Source organism: Streptomyces sp. NPDC059534 (assembly GCF_042743475.1).
Classification (GTDB): Bacteria; Actinomycetota; Actinomycetes; order Streptomycetales; family Streptomycetaceae; genus Streptomyces.
Map to the genome: position 1 here is coordinate 76,958 of NZ_JBHWAQ010000020.1, position 18,040 is coordinate 94,997.

An 18,040-nucleotide genomic window follows, 5' to 3' on the forward strand; every position below is an offset into this window, starting at 1 on the left:
CGGGGTTGTTGGGGGGGGGGGCGGCGGGTGTTTGGGTTGTGGGGGGGGGGGGTGTTTTTTCACACACCACCCCCCCCCCCCCCCCCCACGTTCGGGAGGGGTGGTGTTTCACGTGAAACATCACCCCTCTGTGCGTTCCCCGCGTTCCCCTCGCAGGGCCAGTGCGATCGCCGCGTAGATCAGGGCCACCAGCACGACCAGTAGTGCGGAACGGCCGTCGGGCGGCAGCATCAGAGCCGCGACCCCCGCCGCGCCCACGAAGGCGACGTTGAACAGCACGTCGTAGAGGGAGAAGACGCGCCCCCGGTAGGCGTCGTCCACGGAGGTCTGCACCACGGTGTCCGTCGCGATCTTGGCCCCCTGGGTGATGAGCCCCAGGACGAAGGCGGCGACGAGGAAGGGGGCCGGGGCGAAGGTCAGGCCGAGTGCCGGCTCGACGACGGCGGCGATCGCCGCGCACACGGTCATCCAGCCGAAGGGCCCGAGCCGCCCGACCGCCCAGGGCGAGAGCAGGGCGGCGGCGAAGAAACCCGCTCCCGAGGCGGCGACGGCGAGCCCGAGGAGGCCGAGCCCCTCGGAGTCGGTGGTGCTCCAGGTGTAGCGGCAGAGCATGAGCACGGTGACGAGCAGGGCGCCGTAACAGAAGCGCATGAGGCCCACCGCGATGAGCGCCCGGGCGGCGGGCCGGCGCTCGGAGAGGTGCCGAAGTCCCGCGGCCAGCCCCTGGACCGTCGAGGACAGTGCCGAGCGGAGGCGCTGGGGGACGAGGACCGGGTCGGGCCCCAGGAGCTCCCGGGGCATCCGCAGGGAGGCCAGGGCGGAGCAGAGGTAGAGCAGGGCACCGAAGGCCACCACGGCCGCGTCGGAGTTGTCGGCGATCAGCCGGACGCCGAACGCGAGGCCGCCTCCGAGGGTCGCGGCGAGGGTGCCGGCGGTCGGGGAGAGGGAGTTCGCCACGACCAGCCGTTCGTCGTCGACGACGCGTGGCAGCGAGGCAGAGAGCCCCGCGAGGACGAAGCGGTTGACGGCGGTGACGGAGAGCGCGGAGGCGTAGAAGAGCCAGTCGGGCACGGAGGCGAGGACCAGCACGGCGGTCCCGCAGGCGAGCAGGGCGCGCAGCAGGTTCCCGTACAGGAAGACCTGACGGCGCTGCCAGCGGTCCAGGAGCACACCGGCGAACGGCCCGACGAGCGAGTACGGGAGCAGGAGGACCGCCATGGCCGACGCGATGGCGGCGGGGGAGGTCTGCTTCTCGGGGGAGAAGACGACGTACGTGGCCAGGGCCACCTGATAGACGCCGTCGGCGCACTGGGAGAGCAGCCGGACGGCGAGCAGGCGGCGGAAGTTCGTCAGGCGCAGGAGTACGCGCAGATCACGTACGACGGACATGGCAGCAAGACTCACATACGAAGAGGGCCCCCGGGCAGTGCCTCGGGGACCCTCGATCGACAAGCGTGCGGCGCTTTAGCGCTCGACCTCACCCTTGATGAACTTCTCGACGTTGGCCAGGGCCTCGTCGTCGAAGTACTGCACCGGCGGGGACTTCATGAAGTACGAGGACGCGGAGAGGATCGGGCCGCCGATGCCCCGGTCCTTGGCGATCTTCGCGGCGCGCAGGGCGTCGATGATGACACCGGCGGAGTTCGGGGAGTCCCACACCTCGAGCTTGTACTCGAGGTTCAGCGGAACGTCGCCGAAGGCGCGGCCCTCGAGGCGCACGTACGCCCACTTGCGGTCGTCCAGCCAGGCCACGTAGTCCGACGGACCGATGTGGACGTTCTTCTCGCCCAGCTCGCGGTCGGGGATCTGCGAGGTGACGGCCTGCGTCTTCGAGATCTTCTTGGACTCGAGGCGGTCGCGCTCGAGCATGTTCTTGAAGTCCATGTTGCCGCCGACGTTGAGCTGCATGGTGCGCTCAAGACGGACACCGCGGTCCTCGAACAGCTTCGCCATCACGCGGTGCGTGATGGTCGCGCCGACCTGGGACTTGATGTCGTCGCCGACGATCGGGACGCCCGCCTCGGTGAACTTGTCCGCCCACTCCTTGGTGCCGGCGATGAAGACCGGGAGAGCGTTGACGAACGCGACCTTGGCGTCGATGGCGCACTGCGCGTAGAACTTCGCAGCGGCCTCGGAACCCACCGGCAGGTAGCAGATGAGGACGTCGACCTGGCGGTCCTTGAGGATCTGGACGATGTCGACCGGCGCCTCGGCGGACTCCTCGATGGTCAGGCGGTAGTACTTGCCGAGACCGTCGTGCGTGTGACCGCGCTGGACCGTGACGCCCGTGTTCGGGACGTCGCAGATCTTGATGGTGTTGTTCTCGCTGGCGCCGATGGCGTCGGAGAGGTCGAGGCCGACCTTCTTCGCGTCGACGTCGAAGGCGGCCACGAACTCGATGTCACGGACGTGGTAGTCGCCGAACTGGACGTGCATCAGGCCGGGCACCTTGGCCGCCGGGTCGGCGTCCTTGTAGTACTCGACGCCCTGCACCAGCGAGGCGGCGCAGTTGCCCACGCCGACGATGGCTACGCGAACCGAACCCATTCCGGTTGCTCCCTGTTAGATCGTGGAAGCCCTGCTGTGCGCAGGGTTTCACTTGGCGGTGTCGTCGGACGGATCCGGCCGGGTACTGCCCCCGTGCCGGGGCAGGCCGCCCGTTTCTCCAGAATCGTTGTCGTGCAGAGCGGGGGCGTCGGGGCCGGATCGCTGATCCCGCCCTGCCCGCTCGCTCTCGATGAGCTCGTTCAGCCAGCGCACTTCGCGCTCCACGGACTCCATGCCGTGGCGCTGCAGCTCAAGCGTGTAGTCGTCGAGGCGCTCGCGGGTCCGGACCAGGGAGGCGCGCATCTTCTCGAGGCGCTCCTCCAGCCGGCTGCGGCGGCCCTCCAGGACCCGCATCCGCACTTCGCGTTCGGTCTGACCGAAGAAGGCGAAGCGGGCGGCGAAGTGCTCGTCCTCCCAGGCGTCCGGGCCTGTGTGGGAGAGGAGCTCCTCGAAGTGGTCCTTACCTGCCGGCGTCAACCGGTAGACGATCTTGGCTCGGCGTCCTGCGAGTGAAGCGGCCAGGGCCTCCTCGGGAGCGCTGCCCGGTTCCTCGATCAACCAGCCGTTGGCGACCAGCGTCTTGAGGCAGGGATACAGCGTTCCGTAGCTGAAGGCCCGGAAGACGCCCAGCGAGGTGTTGAGGCGCTTCCGCAGCTCGTACCCGTGCATCGGGGCCTCGCGGAGCAGGCCGAGAACGGCGAATTCGAGAATGCCGGAGCGTCTGCTCATCCGTCGCCTCCTCCGCTTCCGTGGCCCTTATGCCGTGCTGATGTATCGACTCGATACATCAGCACGATAGAACGGTCCCTCTGTCTCGACAAGCGGGCCCGCCGTGACCGGCGTCACATCGTCAATTCACAGCGTTCGACTTGCCTGATTTGGGCGGAAGTCCGGCTCTCCGGAGGTTTTGGCCGTGCGTAGTCTGTGCGGCATGCAGACCACCGGGAACCGAGCGATGCCGTGGGGCGTCAGTGCTGCGGGTGACCGGCTGCGGTACGGATGGGCCTCCGATGGGGTGCCGTACGTGCACATTTCGGGGGGACCGGAACTCAACTGCCGCTTCCAGGCGTACGCGCCTGCCCGAGGAGTAGTCGTTCGATGAGCGAGCATCGTCGCAAAATGCCGCCGCAGCAGCCGCCGACGGGTGGGCGCGCGGCGGCACGGCGCGCTGCCCAGCAGCCGGTGGGCCGCGGGTCGGCCCATGACGTCGGTACGGGGGCCCCTGTGGCCTCGTACGGGCCACCGTCCTCCCATGGAGAGGAGCAGCAGCCCTACGGCGGCCGCGCGGAGGCCCGCCGGGCCGCCCAGCGCGGAAGTCGCCGGAAGGGCGCCGACAGTGGTCCCGGAGGCCCTGGTGGTTCCGGTGGAGGCCGCCGCGGCGGTGGCGGAGGGCGCGGCAGTGGCCCGGGGCGGGGCTCCGGCGGCCGTCCGCCGGGCAAGAAGCGGATCATCGACTACCCGAGGTACGACAAGTACGGCTGGCGTCGCTGGATGCCCTCGTGGAAGCTCGTGACGGGCACCTTCCTGTTCTTCGCGGCGAGCCTGATGGGCGCCGCGGCGTTCGCGTACTCGCAGGTGGAGATCCCCGACGAGGCCAAGACCGCGACGTCGCAGAACAACATCTATTACTGGGCCGACAAGACCCGCATGGTCGCGACGGGCAGTGGCACCAACCGTCAGATCGTTCCCATCGCGCAGATCCCGATGTCGATGCAGAACGCGGTGATCTCGGCGGAGAACAAGACCTTCCGGGACGACTCCGGAGTCGACCCCATGGGTATCGCGCGTGCCGTGTGGAACATGGCCAAGGGCGGCGAGACCCAGGGTGGTTCGACCATCACCCAGCAGTACGTGAAGAACAACCGCCTCGACGACCAGTCGCAGACCATCACCAGGAAGGTGAAGGAACTCTTCATCTCCATGAAGGTCGGCAACGAGGTGGAGAAGCCGGACATCATGGCCGGCTATCTGAACACCTCGTACTACGGACGGGGTGCCTACGGCATCCAGGCCGCGGCCCGCGCGTACTTCAACAAGGACGCCAAGGACCTCGACCCCAGCCAGTCGGCGCTGCTCGCCGCGGTGCTGAAGGGCGCGACGTACTACGACCCCGCCGGCTACCCCGAGATCGACTCCGAGGCCACGGCCGAGAAGAACACCGAGCGGGCCACCAAGCGGTGGAAGTGGATCCTCGACGAGATGCAGAAGGACGGGCATCTCACGGCCGCGGAGCGGGCGAAGTACCCCACCTTCCCCAAGGTGAAGAAGCCCGGCCAGAGCGCCAACCTGGGCGGTCAGATCGGTTACCTGGTCAGGACCGCCAACGCCAACATCAAGACCCAGTTCGGCATCAGCGTCCAGGACCTGGAGCGCGGCGGCTACGAGATCTTCACCACCTTCGAGAAGGACAAGGTGATGAAGCTCGAGAAGTCGGTCAAGAAGGTCATCGACGAGCACATCGACCCGAAGAAGCGCCCGGAGGACGACACGCACGTCCAGTTCGGCGGTGCCTCCGTCGACACGGCGACCGGGAAGATCGTCGCCCTCTACGGCGGTGCCGACGCCACCAAGCACTTCAGCAACAACGCCGACGCCACCGGCGCCATGGTCGGATCGACGTTCAAGCCCTTCGTGCTCGCCGCCGCGATGAAGTACGGCGTCCGTGACCCGGAGCTCGGCGCGGTCCAGGACGAGTCCAGCCGCACGCTCGTGGACCCGGACAAGAGCCGCTACTCCGGCAAGAACGGGCTGACGGTCCGGAAGTACAACGGCGACATCTGGGTCAACGAGAAGGGCAAGGAGTGGAAGCAGACCAACGACGAGAACGCCAGCTACGGCGCCATCTCGCTGCGTGAGGCCATGATCCACTCGGCCAACTCGCCCTACGTGCAGCTCGGCATGGACATCGGCATCGACAAGGTCCGCCAGTCCGCCAAGGAGGCCGGACTCCTGGAGGGCTCGCTCGTCCAGGGCGAGGTGCCGTCGTTCTCCCTCGGTATCTCCAGTCCGAGCGCGATCCGCATGGCCGGCGCCTACTCGACCTTCGCCAACGGGGGCAAGCAGAACGACCCCTACTCGGTCGAGTCCGTGAAGAAGGAGGGCGTCGTCATCAAGAAGCACGAGGCGACGACCAAGCAGCCCTTCACCCCGGCCATCGCCAGCCAGGTCACCGACGTGCTCCACGACGTCGTCGAGAAGGGCACCGGCACGAAGGCCCGCATTCCGGGCCGTGACGTGGCCGGCAAGACCGGTACCACCGACGCCAACATGTCGGCCTGGTTCGTGGGATACACCGCGCAGCTGGCGACGGCGATCGACATGTACCGCTACGACGACGACGACACCAAGAAGGACCGCAAGTTCGAGGACATGTACGGCACGGGCGCGCAGCCGAAGATCCACGGCTCGTCGTTCCCCTCGCGGATCTGGAAGGACTACATGTCCGAGGCCGTCGAGGGCATGCCGCTCGTGAAGTTCCCCGAGCCGATGGACATCGAGAACTCCGAGCCCGTCTTCGGTGGCGGTGCCACCAGCCAGACGCCGACGCCGACGGCCACGCCGACCCCCACCGAGTCGACGATGCCGACGACGACGCCGCCGGCGATGCCGACCACGACTCCCCCGGCGACCAAGACCCCGAAGCCGGGCAAGACGACGTGTGACGTCTGGGACTGGAACTGCAGCAACCCGGGGAATCCCGGTGGCAACACCGGTCAGCCCACCACGACGCCGCCCACCACCGGGACACCGACGCCGACCGACACGGCGACGGACGACAGCGGTGGCAACGGGAACGGCAGACCCGGCGGCGGGACCTGGATCCCCTGATCCCCTGGTCCGGGCACGTCCCCGAGGGCCGTCGCGTCCGTTCCGTACCTTCCGTACGGAACGGCCGCGGCGGCCCTCGCCGTTTTCACGGGGTCGTACGGCAGGATGTCCCCCATGCCGAGCCTCCAGAAGACGAGCGCGCCGCAGGACGGGCCGCAGGACCGCTCGCGGACGGTCAGCCCCACCCAACGGGACCGGGTGGCCGCCGCGGGCAGCGAGCTGATCGGCGGCCCCTACGGGCGCCGGGCGCTGCCCGGTGGCGGGCAGTTCACGCCGGTGCGGGTCATCGCCCTCGTGGCCATCGGCATGTTCGCCCTCGGCATGGTGCAGAAGCTGCCCTGTTACAACTGGGCCTGGTTCCAGGGGACGACCTCCCAGTACACCCACGCCTGCTACTCCGACATCCCCCACCTCTTCGCAGGGCGGGGCTTCGCGGACGGTCTGGTGCCCTACTTCGACCGGCTGGGCGGCGACATACCGTTCCTGGAGTACCCGGTTCTGACGGGGCTGTTCATGGAGGTCGCCGCCTGGCTGACGCCCGGCGGCGGAAGCCCGGACGAGAACGAGCGGGCGTTCTGGCTGGCCAACGCGGGCCTGCTGATGGTCTGTGCGGCCGTCCTGGCGGTCTGTGTGACCCGGACGCACCGCCGGCGCCCCTGGGACGGGCTCCTGGTCGCCCTGGCGCCCTCGGTCGCGCTCACGGCCACGATCAACTGGGACATACTGGCCGTCGCGCTGACCGCCGCCGCCGTCCTGATGTGGTCGCGCGAGCGGCCGCTGGCCTTCGGCATCCTGCTCGGTCTCGCCACCGCCGCCAAGTTCTACCCGATACTGCTCCTCTGGCCCCTGCTCCTGCTCTGCTGGCGGGCCGGGAAGTGGCGGGAGTACGGGACCGCGGTGCTCGGCGCCATGGGCGCCTGGCTGGTCGTGAACCTGCCCGTGATGCTGCTCGCCCCCGAGGGCTGGAAGCAGTTCTACCTCTTCAGCCGGGACCGGAACGTCGACTTCGGATCGGTCTGGCTGCTGATCAGCCAGCGGACGGGCACGTCGATCCCGCCGGATCGGGCCAACCTGTACGCGCTGCTGCTGATGGCCGTGGCCGCCGCGGGGATCGCCTACCTGGCGTTCACCGCACCCCGCCGGCCGCGTTTCGTCCAGCTGGCGTTCCTGGTCGTCGCCGCGTTCGTGCTCACCAACAAGGTCTACTCGCCGCAGTACGTCCTGTGGCTGGTGCCGCTCGCCGCGCTCGCCAGGCCGCGCTGGCGCGACTTCCTGGTCTGGCAGGCATGCGAGGTCGTGTACTTCCTCGGCATCTGGATGTACCTGGCGTTCACCAGCGGGGGCAGCAAGCAGGGCCTGCCGGTGGACGGCTACCAGTTCGCGATCGTCGTGCACCTGCTCGGCACGCTGTACCTGTGCGCGATGGTCGTCCGCGACATCCTGGCGCCCGAGAAGGACCCGGTGCGGCAGGACGGCTCCGACGACCCCTCAGGAGGCGTCCTGGACGGCGCCGAGGACCTCGTGGTCGCGGGAAGGGCGGCGCATCCGGCCCGGCACGCCGCGCCGGCCGTCGAGGAGGGCCCGCGGGTGCGGTGGGGGGCCGCCGAAGAGCCCTTCGACCCGTGGAGAGCCCCCCGGGAGCAGGACTCCCGGGGGTGAGCGGTTCCGGCCGGCTCAGCGCTCGACGAGCCGGTCGAACTGCGTCGTGGTGTGGCGCAGATGCGCCACGAGCTCGTCGCCGACCCGGGGCTCCTCGGCGTCGGCGGGCACGAACAGGATCGACACCTGCATGTGCGGCGGCTCGGCGAACCAGCGCTGCTTCCCGGCCCAGACGAACGGCGACAGGTTGCGGTTGACGGTCGCGAGCCCGGCCCGCGCGACGCCCTTGGCGCGCGGCATGACGCCGTGCATCGCCTTGGGGGCCTCCAGGCCCACGCCGTGCGAGGTGCCACCGGCGACGACGACCAGCCAGCCGTCCGAGGCGGCCTTCTGCTGGCGGTAGCCGAACCGGTCGCCCTTGGCCACCCGGGTCACGTCGAGGACCGCTCCCCGGTACTCCGTGGCCTCGTGGTCGCCCAGCCAGAGCCGGGTGCCGATCCGGGCGCGGAACCGGGTCTGCGGGAACTGCTGCTGGAGCCGGGCCTGCTCCGCCGCCCGCAGATGGCTCACGAACATGGTGTGCAGGGGCAGCCGGGCGGCCCGCAGGCGGTCCATCCAGGCGATGACCTCCTCGACCGCGTCCGTGCCGTCCGGGCGGTCCAGCGGGAGGTGGAGGGCGAAGCCCTCCAGGCGTACGTCCTCGATGGCCGAGTGGAGCTGCTGGAGCTCCTCCTCGTGGACGCCGTGCCGCTTCATCGAGCTCATGCACTCGATGACGACTCGGGCGCCCACCAAGGCGCGGACGCCGTCCACGGACGAGACGGAACGGATCACCCGGTCGGGCAGCGGAACCGGTTCCTCGCCCCGGCGGAAGGGGGTGAGCACCAGCAGGTCGCCGCCGAACCAGTCCTTGATCTTCGCGGCCTCGTAGGTGGTGCCCACGGCGAGCATGTCGGCGCCGAACCGGGCCGCCTCGTCCGCGAGGCGCTCGTGCCCGAAGCCGTAGCCGTTGCCCTTGCAGACCGGGATGAGCCCGGGGAACTGGTCGATGACGGTCTTCTGGTGCGCGCGCCAGCGAGCGGTGTCGACGTAGAGGGAGAGCGCCATGGCCGGCCCGGAACCTTTCTGGTGGCAGCGGTGTATCAAAGATATGTACGAGACTACGGAGCCTACGGAACCGTCAGCGGCGCGACATGTAGATGTCGAGAGCCTTGTGGAGCAGCTTGTTCAGCGGGAAGTCCCACTCGCCGACGTACTCGACGGCCTCGCCGCCGGTGCCCACCTTGAACTGGATGAGTCCGAAGAGGTGGTCGGTCTCGTCGAGGGAGTCCGAGATGCCCCGCAGGTCGTAGACGGTCGCGCCCATCGCGTAGGCGTCGCGCAGCATCCGCCACTGCATCGCGTTCGAGGGCCGGACCTCACGGCCGATGTTGTCGGAGGCGCCGTAGGAGTACCAGACGTGCCCGCCGACGACGAGCATGGTCGCGGCGGAGAGGTTGACGCCGTTGTGACGGGCGAAGTAGAGCCGCATGCGGTTGGGGTCCTCGCTGTTGAGGACGGTCCACATGCGCTGGAAGTACGAGAGCGGGCGCGGCCGGAAGTGGTCGCGGACGGCCGTGATCTCGTAGAGGCGCTGCCATTCGGCCAGGTCCTCGTAGCCGCCCTGGACGACCTCGACACCGGCCTTCTCGGCCTTCTTGATGTTCCGGCGCCACAGCTGGTTGAAGCCCTTGAGGACGTCGTCGAGCGAGCGGTTCGCGAGCGGGACCTGGAAGACGTAGCGGGGCTGGACGTCACCGAAGCCGGCGCCGCCGTCCTCGGCCTGCTGCCAGCCCATCTTCCGCAGCCGGTCCGCGACCTCGAAGGCGCGCGGCTCGATGTGGGTGGCCTCGACGTCCTTGAGCCGCTTGACGTCCGGGTCCTGGATGCCGGCCTTGATGGCGGCCGAGTCCCAGCGGCGGATGACGACCGGCGGGCCCATCTTCACGGAGAAGGCGCCCTGCTGCTTGAGGTGCGCCAGCATCGGCTGCAGCCAGTCGTCGAGGTTGGGCGCGTGCCAGTTGATGACCGGGCCCTCGGGCAGATAGGCGAGGTAGCGCTTGATCTTCGGCAGCTGGCGGTACAGCACCAGGCCGGCGCCGACGAGTTCACCGCTCTTGTCGAACCAGCCGAGGTTCTCCGAGCGCCACTCGGTCTTCACATCAGCCCACGCCGGGACCTGGCAGTGGCTCGCCGCGGGCTGGCTCTGGATGAATGCCAGATGCTGCTCACGGCTGATGGTCCTCAGGGTCAGGCTCATGCGGGGCGCTCCTCGGCAGGTGTGTCCCCATCGGTCAGGGGCTCCGGCTCTCGCGCCGAAGCCTACTGTGACCGGGGAGCGCCCCGGATGGGCGTGTGCGCCCTGACGTGCGGGTGGGCTCAGCTGATGACGCCGCCGAAGAGGCCGCCGTGCGCCATGCCGAGATAGAAGCCGAACGCCGACGCCCCGAGTCCGAGGACCAGCAGGAAGCGTTCACGGGTCGTCACGGAGATGAACTGTCCGTAGGCACCGGTCAGGATGCCGATCAGGCCCGACCAGGAACTCAGCAGGTGCAGGTTGTCGAACTGTGCGGTGACGAAGGCGAGGACGCCCATGACCAGCGTCACGCCGACCAGGGTGTCCTGGAGCGGGTGGGGCTTGCCGTCGGTCGCGAAGAGGGAGTGGCCGGGGTCGGGTCGCATTGCCTGTGCCATGGGGCACCTCCTGGCGTTGCTGCGCGAGGGCGGCGCCTCGCAGCGCCGCCGACATCCGTTGTGTACAGATTGCGTCCCCTCACCAGTGAATTTCAACCGCAGGCCGATGTGCGGGTACTCTGTACAGCTGCGCCGGTGTCTGCCCAGATCCCTTCGGGATCCCCGACGGCCCCTCTCGCTCGCCGAGGGGGATTGTCAGTGGCGGCGGATACCGTTGCTTACGCATCACGACCCTCCTGCCACGGAACGACCGTGGCCGCTGAGTCCAAAGGAGGTGGGTTCCACATGCGTCACTACGAAGTGATGGTCATCCTCGACCCCGATCTGGAGGAGCGCGCTGTCGCCCCCCTGATCGAGAACTTCCTCTCCGTCGTCCGTGAGGGCAACGGAAAGGTCGAGAAGGTCGACACCTGGGGCCGCCGTCGTCTCTCGTACGAGATCAAGAAGAAGCCCGAGGGCATCTACTCGGTCATCGACCTGCAGGCCGAGCCTGCGGTCGTCAAGGAGCTCGACCGCCAGATGAACCTGAACGAGTCGGTCCTCCGGACCAAGGTCCTCCGTCCCGAGACCCACTGAGCTTCTAGCTCAGAGGTCATCGGGTCCGAGTAGCAACAAAGCAGCCAGCAGCAAACCCGCCGAGAGGTTCCCCCATGGCAGGCGAGACCGTCATCACGGTTGTCGGCAATCTTGTCGACGACCCCGAGCTGCGCTTCACCCCGTCCGGTGCGGCGGTCGCGAAGTTCCGTATCGCGTCCACTCCCCGCACCTTCGACCGTCAGACCAATGAGTGGAAGGACGGCGAGAGCCTGTTCCTCACCTGCTCGGTCTGGCGTCAGGCGGCGGAGAACGTCGCCGAGTCGCTTCAGCGAGGCATGCGCGTCGTCGTGCAGGGCCGGCTGAAGCAGCGGTCCTATGAGGACCGTGAGGGCGTCAAGCGCACGGTCTACGAGCTGGACGTCGAGGAAGTCGGCCCCAGCCTCAAGAACGCCACGGCCAAGGTCACCAAGACCACCGGTCGAGGCGGCCAGGGTGGATACGGCGGCGGCGGCCAGCAGGCCGGCGGCGGCGGTGGCAGCTGGGGTGGCAACTCCGGCGGTCCCCAGCAGGGTGGTGGCGGTGCTCCCGCCGACGACCCGTGGGCGACCGGCGGCGGTGCTCCCTCCGGCGGCCAGCAGGCCGGCGGCGGCGGTGGCGGCTGGGGTGGAAACTCCGGCGGCGGCTACTCGGACGAGCCTCCCTTCTAGGCCCCGCCTGGAAGCAGCTCGTACCCCCACTTCTTGATCACACAGGAGAAACACCATGGCGAAGCCGCCTGTGCGCAAGCCTAAGAAGAAGGTCTGCGCGTTCTGCAAGGACAAGACCGTGTACGTGGACTACAAGGACACGAACATGCTGCGGAAGTTCATTTCCGACCGCGGCAAGATCCGTGCCCGCCGCGTTACCGGCAACTGCACGCAGCACCAGCGTGACGTCGCCACGGCCGTGAAGAACAGCCGTGAGATGGCGCTGCTGCCCTACACGTCCACCGCGCGATAAGGGAAGGGTGACCGAAAAATGAAGATCATCCTCACCCACGAGGTCTCTGGCCTCGGTGCCGCTGGCGACGTCGTCGACGTCAAGGACGGCTACGCTCGCAACTACCTGGTCCCGCGTGGTTTCGCGATCCGCTGGACCAAGGGTGGCGAGAAGGACGTGGCGCAGATCCGCCGCGCCCGCAAGATCCACGAGATCGCGACCATCGAGCAGGCCAACGAGATCAAGGCCCAGCTCGAGGGCACGAAGGTGCGCCTGGCCGTTCGCTCCGGCGACGCCGGCCGTCTCTTCGGCTCCGTGACCCCGGCCGACATCGCCTCGGCGATCAAGTCCGCGGGTGGCCCCGACGTCGACAAGCGTCGCGTCGAGCTCGGTTCGCCGATCAAGACCCTGGGCTCGCACCAGGTGTTCGTGCGTCTGCACCCCGAGGTTGCCGCGAAGCTCGGCGTCGAGGTCGTCGCCGCGTAACGCTGCCCTTGGCAGTCTGCGCTCAGCAGTGAGGAAGGGCCGTACCCCTCGGGGTGCGGCCCTTCCGCTGTTTCACGTGAAACTGTTTTTCACGTGAGACAGGGCGTTTCACGCGAAACGTTCAGCGTGTGGCGCCCGTGACGATCCAGAGGCCGGAGCGGGTGCGCAGCCAGAGTGTCAGCAGCCGCACGGTCATCATCAGCGTCATCGCCCACCAGAGGGCGGTCAGTCCCCCGCCGAGCACCGGGACCAGCAGGGCCACCGGGGCGAAGACGGCCAGGGTCAGCACCATGGCCCAGGCCAGGTACGGGCCGTCTCCCGCCCCCATCAGGACACCGTCGAGGACGAAGACGACGCCGGAGATCGGCTGGGAGACCGCGACCACCAGCAGGGCCGGCAGCAGGGTGTCCTGGACGGTTGCGTCACTGGTGAAGAGCGGGACGAACAGGGGGCGGGCGATGATCAGGAGCACACCGAGCACCACACCGGAGACCACGCCCCACTGGACCATGCGGCGGCAGACCTGTCGGGCACCCTGGGCGTCGTCCGCGCCGAGATAGCGGCCGATGATGGCCTGGCCCGCGATGGCGATCGCGTCGAGGGCGAAGGCCATGAGGCTCCACAGGGACAGGATGATCTGGTGGGCCGCGACCTCGGCGTCACCCATCCGGGCCGCGACGGCGGTGGCGATCAGCAGGACCGCGCGGAGCGAGAGCGTACGGACGAGCAGGGGGGCCCCGGCCTGGGCCGAGGCGCGGATGCCTGCCGCGTCGGGGCGCAGGGAGGCTCCATGGCGCCGGGCGCCCCGGACGACCACGACGAGGTAGACGGCTGCCATGCCGTACTGGGCGATCACCGTGCCCCAGGCGGAGCCCGCGATGCCCAGATCGGCGCCGTAGACCAGTCCGACGTTGAGTGCGGCGTTGGTCGCGAAGCCGCCGATGGCCACGTAGAGCGGTGTACGGGTGTCCTGGAGGCCGCGCAGGACGCCGGTGGCGGCCAGGACCACGAGCATCGCGGGGATCCCCAGGCTGGAGATCCGGAGGTAGGTGACGGCGTAGGGCGCGGCGGTGTCGGAGGCTCCGAAGACGTCGACGAGCCAGGGTGCGGTGGGCAGGGTCAGGACGACCACGGCGGCACCGAGGAGGAGCGCGAGCCAGATGCCGTCCATGCCCTGCCGGATGGCGGCCTGGAGTTCGCCCGCGCCGACCCTCCGCGAGACCGCCGCCGTGGTGGCGTAGGCGAGGAAGACGAAGACGCTGACGGCGGTGGAGAGCAGAGTGGCGGCGATCGCGAGGCCCGCGAGCTGGGGTGTGCCGAGGTGGCCGACGATGGCGCTGTCGACCATGAGGAAGAGCGGCTCGGCGACGAGTGCGCCGAACGCCGGCAGGGCGAGGGAGACGATCTCGCGGTCGTGCTGTCGACGGGCGGCCTTGGAGGTCACGGGGGCCTGGATCATGGGGTCAATCTAATCTTCCACAGGTAAGAGATGCAATGCATCAGTGATCCTTACTTCGTGATGGTGCGGGGCTTCGGGTGTGGGTCGTTTGTTCTGATCTTGAGTCAGGGGTAGAACTTTTTCTCCCCCACAGCCCGTGGATGGAAAAACCGCAGGTCAGATGGGTGAGTTCGGGGGTGCTATGAGTTTGTCCACATGGCTGTCCCCCGCTCCGTGCACAGGTTCCGGCGAGTTCTCCACAGCATCTGGCCCTTCACCCACAGGGCCTGTGGATAACCAGATTGGCTGACGCTCCCCGCGGGCCTACCGTGGACCGGCGCCCGACGCGCCAGAAGCGGTCGCAAAGCCACTCGTTGATCAAGGCCGTGGCGTAAGAAAGAGTGGCAGGGCGAGGTCCGCGGAGCGGACGGGAGGAGGTGGCTTGGTGAGTATGACCGAGCCCATGGACGACCCTTGGGCCGACAGCGGACCGAGTGACCGGCTGCCCACCCGTACCCGAGGCGAAGGGCGTGGCCGGGGCCGCGGGCGGGACGATCAGCACGAGCGGGGCAACGACGGCCCGTGGGACGGCGGGCTCTCCGGCTTCGAGCGGGTTCCCCCGCAGGACCTCGACGCCGAGCAGTCCGTCCTCGGCGGCATGCTGCTCTCCAAGGACGCCATCGCGGACGTCGTGGAGATCATCAAGGGCAACGACTTCTACAAGCCCGCCCACGAGACGGTCTACGCGGCGATCCTCGACCTCTACGCGAAGGGCGAGCCCGCCGACCCGATCACGGTCGGCGCCGAACTCACCAAGCGCGGTGAGATCACCCGGGTCGGCGGTGCCTCCTACCTCCACACCCTGGTCCAGTCGGTACCCACCGCGGCCAACGCCTCGTACTACGCGGAGATCGTCCACGAGCGCGCCGTCCTGCGCCGCCTCGTCGAGGCCGGCACCAAGATCACGCAGATGGGCTACGCGGCCGACGGAGACGTCGACGAGATCGTGAACTCGGCGCAGGCCGAGATCTACGCGGTCACCGAGCAGCGCACCACCGAGGACTACCTGCCGCTCGGCGACATCATGGAGGGGGCGCTCGACGAGATCGAGGCGATCGGCTCCCGCAGCGGCGAGATGACCGGTGTGCCCACCGGCTTCTCGGATCTCGACTCGCTCACCAACGGTCTGCACCCCGGCCAGATGATCATCATCGCGGCCCGTCCCGCCATGGGTAAGTCGACCCTCGCCCTGGACTTCGCCCGGGCGGCGTCCATCAAGCACAACCTGCCCAGCGTCATCTTCTCCCTCGAAATGGGCCGCAACGAGATCGCGATGCGTCTCCTCTCGGCCGAGGCCCGGGTGGCGCTCCATCACATGCGCTCCGGCACGATGACCGACGAGGACTGGACGCGGCTCGCCCGCCGGATGCCCGACGTCTCCCAGGCGCCGCTCTACATCGACGACTCGCCGAACCTGTCGATGATGGAGATCCGGGCCAAGTGCCGTCGGCTCAAGCAGCGCAACGGCCTCAAGCTCGTCATCATCGACTACCTGCAGCTCATGCAGTCGGGTGGCTCCAAGCGGCAGGAGAGCCGTCAGCAAGAGGTCTCCGACATGTCGCGAAACCTGAAGCTCCTCGCCAAGGAGCTGGAGCTGCCGGTGATCGCGCTCTCCCAGCTGAACCGTGGCCCCGAGCAGCGCACCGACAAGAAGCCGATGGTCTCCGACCTGCGTGAGTCCGGCTCGATCGAGCAGGACGCCGACATGGTGATCCTGCTGCACCGTGAGGACGCCTACGAGAAGGAGTCCCCGCGCGCCGGCGAGGCGGACATCATCGTGGGCAAGCACCGTAACGGTCCGACAGCCACGATCACCGTGGCCTTCCAGGGCCACTACTCGCGCTTCGTCGATATGGCCCAGACCTGACCGACCCCCGGATCGGGAAGCTTCGTATGTGACATCGCGTTGGATCGTTGCGTGACGACATTTTTCGAAGCTTTGCTGCCCGGTACCGAGCGCGCCCTTCTGCACCGTGTCGCGGTGGCCCAGGCGGAGGGGCGGGCGCCGTCTCTCGTGGGCGCGGTGGTCCGTGACGGCGTGATGGTCTGGAGCGGTGCGCGCAGTTGTGTGGACGGGCACGCGCCGGACGCCGACACGCAGTACAGGATCGGTTCCCTCACCAAGGTGTTCACCGCCGTGCTGGTGATGCGGCTGCGGGACGAGGGCCTGCTCGGGCTGGACGATCAGCTGGAGAAGCACCTCAAGGGGACGGGCGCCGGTGAGGTGACGATCGCTCAACTCCTCGGCCACAGCGGTGGACTCGCGGCCGAGACGCCCGGCTCGTGGTGGGAGCGGTCGTCCGCCGCGCTGCGTCCGGAGCTCTCCGACGTGCTGGGGGAGCGGCCCTTCCTCCGGGCCCCCGGGCGCCGTCACCACTACTCCAACCCCGGTTACACGCTGCTCGGTTCGCTCGTCGAGGCGGTGCGGGGAGTGACCTGGGAGGAGGCGCTGCGGCGCGAGATCCTGGAGCCGCTGGGGATGGACCGCACGACGGTGGACCCCGTGGCCCCGCACGCGGGTGGCTGGGCGGTGCACCCCTGGGCCGATGTGATGCTGCCCGAACCGTCCGAGGACCTGGGGATCATGGCGCCGGCCGGTCAGCTCTGGTCGACCGCCGCCGACCTCGCCCGATTCGCCGCGTTCCTCGCGGTGGGCGACGAGCGGGTGCTCGGCGCGGCCTCCGTGGCCGAGATGCGGGCCCCTGCGGCCGCGGCCGGGGAGGGGGACTGGGAGGGGAGCTACGGGCTCGGTCTCCAGCTGGTGAGCAAGGACGGGCGGACCCTGATCGGCCACACCGGCTCGCTGCCGGGCTTCGTCGCCTGCCTGTGGGTGAGCGTGGAAGACGGGCTGGCGGGGGTCGCCCTCGCCAACGCCACTTCGGGGGTTGCCGTCGGAGCCGTGGCCGCCGATCTCGTACGGATCGTGGCGGAGGCCGAGCCGAGGTTCCCGGAGCCGTGGCGGCCGCTGCCCGAGGCCGAGGTCGACGAGGAACTGCTGGCTCTCACGGGGCCCTGGTACTGGGGGACGTACTCCTACGGGCTCCGGCTCGGTCCCGAGCGGAGCGTGGTGCTCGAACCGCTGCGGGGCCCCGGGCGCCGGGCGCGCTTCCGGGCGCTGCCCGAGGGCGGCTGGGTCGGGCTGAACGGCTACTACGAGGGGGAGACGCTCCGGGTCGTGCGGCGCCCCGACGGGAGCGTCAGCCATCTCGACCTGGGGTCGTTCGTCTTCACACGAGAGCCGTACGCGCCGCAGGACGCGGTGCCCGGTGGTGTCGACGAGGCGGGCTGGCGCGGCCTCTGAGCCTGCCTGGGGCGTTTCACGTGAAACAGCGTGCCGGGTTCTCCTTCCGGCACGCTGTTCGCGCGTGCGGGCCTCAGAGGCTCTTCTTGAAGCCCACGTGGGAGGCTTCGAATCCGAGCCGCTCGTAGAAGCGGTGGGCGTCGGTGCGGGTGACGTCGGAGGTCAGCTGCACCAGCCGGCAGTCCTGGCGGCCGGACTCCTCCACGGCCCATTCGATGAGCTGGGTTCCCAGACCGCTCCCGCGCTCGTCGGCGTGGATGCGTACGCCTTCGATGATCGAGCGGGTGGTGCCCCGGCGGGAGAGTCCCGGGATCACCGTCAGCTGGAGCGTCCCGACGACCTTCTCCCCGCGGACGGCCACGACGACGTGCTGGTGGGGGTCGTTCGCGAGGCGCTCGAAGGCCGTGAGGTACGGGGTGAGGTCGTCGGGGGATTCCCGCTGCGAGCCCAGGGGGTCGTCGGCGAGCATGGCGACGATGGCCGGGAGGTCCTCGGCGGTGGCGGGGCGTATCTCAAGATCGCTCATGCCTCGC

Annotated in this window: 16 protein-coding genes; 8 read left to right on the forward strand and 8 right to left on the reverse strand. The window is 69.0% G+C overall.

All coding sequences use genetic code 11. The annotated features are described in order from the left end of the window. Nucleotides 1–120: 120 nt before the first annotated feature. The 3 genes from ACFVZH_RS23540 to ACFVZH_RS23550 form a co-directional block, all read right to left on the reverse strand. Complete coding sequence (locus ACFVZH_RS23540) at nt 121–1,389, reverse strand: MFS transporter (protein WP_384899922.1); 1,269 nt, start codon at nt 1,387–1,389, stop codon at nt 121–123. A gap of 75 nt (nt 1,390–1,464) precedes the next feature. Then, a complete protein-coding gene (locus tag ACFVZH_RS23545; RefSeq protein WP_384899924.1) occupies nt 1,465–2,547 on the reverse strand; it encodes an inositol-3-phosphate synthase in 1,083 nt (360 codons plus the stop codon). Nucleotides 2,548–2,595: 48 nt separating this feature from the next. Beyond that, on the reverse strand, nt 2,596–3,276 hold the full coding sequence (locus ACFVZH_RS23550; RefSeq protein WP_384899926.1) for a helix-turn-helix transcriptional regulator: 681 nt from the start codon (nt 3,274–3,276) through the stop codon (nt 2,596–2,598). Between the two features lie 369 nt (nt 3,277–3,645). Between ACFVZH_RS23550 and ACFVZH_RS23555 the strand changes: the two genes are divergently transcribed. Next, nucleotides 3,646–6,375 (forward strand): transglycosylase domain-containing protein, encoded by a 2,730-nt coding sequence (locus tag ACFVZH_RS23555; protein ID WP_384899928.1) that lies wholly within the window; start codon nt 3,646–3,648, stop codon nt 6,373–6,375. Nucleotides 6,376–6,489: 114 nt separating this feature from the next. After that, nucleotides 6,490–8,034, forward strand: a complete 1,545-nt coding sequence (locus ACFVZH_RS23560; RefSeq protein ID WP_384899930.1) for a glycosyltransferase family 87 protein — start codon at nt 6,490–6,492, stop codon at nt 8,032–8,034. A gap of 15 nt (nt 8,035–8,049) precedes the next feature. Here ACFVZH_RS23560 and ACFVZH_RS23565 read toward each other — a convergent pair whose 3' ends face one another. The 3 genes from ACFVZH_RS23565 to ACFVZH_RS23575 all read right to left on the reverse strand — a co-directional run bounded on the left by ACFVZH_RS23565 (nt 8,050) and on the right by ACFVZH_RS23575 (nt 10,707). Continuing rightward, on the reverse strand, nt 8,050–9,081 hold the full coding sequence (locus tag ACFVZH_RS23565) for an alanine racemase (RefSeq protein WP_384899932.1): 1,032 nt from the start codon (nt 9,079–9,081) through the stop codon (nt 8,050–8,052). Nucleotides 9,082–9,154: 73 nt separating this feature from the next. Further along, entirely contained in the window at nt 9,155–10,273 is a 1,119-nt protein-coding gene (locus ACFVZH_RS23570) for a lipid II:glycine glycyltransferase FemX (protein WP_384899934.1), read from the reverse strand. 119 nt (nt 10,274–10,392) lie between these two features. Beyond that, nucleotides 10,393–10,707, reverse strand: coding sequence for a hypothetical protein (locus ACFVZH_RS23575; protein ID WP_384899936.1), 315 nt, complete (start codon nt 10,705–10,707; stop codon nt 10,393–10,395). Between the two features lie 285 nt (nt 10,708–10,992). Here ACFVZH_RS23575 and rpsF point away from each other — a divergent pair, with 285 nt between their 5' ends. From rpsF to rplI, 4 genes are all read left to right on the forward strand, one after another. Then, the gene (gene rpsF / locus ACFVZH_RS23580) at nt 10,993–11,283 is read left to right on the forward strand and encodes a 30S ribosomal protein S6 (protein ID WP_005482942.1); all 291 of its coding nucleotides are present in this window, start codon (nt 10,993–10,995) and stop codon (nt 11,281–11,283) included. Nucleotides 11,284–11,357: 74 nt separating this feature from the next. Next, the gene (locus ACFVZH_RS23585; protein ID WP_384899937.1) at nt 11,358–11,951 is read left to right on the forward strand and encodes a single-stranded DNA-binding protein; all 594 of its coding nucleotides are present in this window, start codon (nt 11,358–11,360) and stop codon (nt 11,949–11,951) included. A gap of 55 nt (nt 11,952–12,006) precedes the next feature. Then, on the forward strand, nt 12,007–12,243 hold the full coding sequence (gene rpsR / locus ACFVZH_RS23590; protein ID WP_003956534.1) for a 30S ribosomal protein S18: 237 nt from the start codon (nt 12,007–12,009) through the stop codon (nt 12,241–12,243). A gap of 18 nt (nt 12,244–12,261) precedes the next feature. Further along, nucleotides 12,262–12,708 (forward strand): 50S ribosomal protein L9, encoded by a 447-nt coding sequence (rplI, locus tag ACFVZH_RS23595; protein WP_366303056.1) that lies wholly within the window; start codon nt 12,262–12,264, stop codon nt 12,706–12,708. Nucleotides 12,709–12,829: 121 nt separating this feature from the next. Here rplI and ACFVZH_RS23600 read toward each other — a convergent pair whose 3' ends face one another. Next, the gene (locus ACFVZH_RS23600; protein ID WP_384899939.1) at nt 12,830–14,167 is read right to left on the reverse strand and encodes an MATE family efflux transporter; all 1,338 of its coding nucleotides are present in this window, start codon (nt 14,165–14,167) and stop codon (nt 12,830–12,832) included. A 424-nt stretch (nt 14,168–14,591) separates the two neighbouring features. On the opposite strand from ACFVZH_RS23600, the gene dnaB reads away from it, so the two are divergent. Both dnaB and ACFVZH_RS23610 read left to right on the forward strand, forming a co-directional pair. After that, the gene (dnaB, locus tag ACFVZH_RS23605; RefSeq protein WP_384899941.1) at nt 14,592–16,073 is read left to right on the forward strand and encodes a replicative DNA helicase; all 1,482 of its coding nucleotides are present in this window, start codon (nt 14,592–14,594) and stop codon (nt 16,071–16,073) included. 51 nt (nt 16,074–16,124) lie between these two features. Then, nucleotides 16,125–17,507, forward strand: a complete 1,383-nt coding sequence (locus ACFVZH_RS23610) for a serine hydrolase domain-containing protein (RefSeq protein WP_384899943.1) — start codon at nt 16,125–16,127, stop codon at nt 17,505–17,507. A gap of 73 nt (nt 17,508–17,580) precedes the next feature. Here ACFVZH_RS23610 and ACFVZH_RS23615 read toward each other — a convergent pair whose 3' ends face one another. Continuing rightward, nucleotides 17,581–18,033, reverse strand: coding sequence for a GNAT family N-acetyltransferase (locus tag ACFVZH_RS23615; RefSeq protein ID WP_384899944.1), 453 nt, complete (start codon nt 18,031–18,033; stop codon nt 17,581–17,583). Between the last annotated feature and the right edge of the window lie 7 nt (nt 18,034–18,040).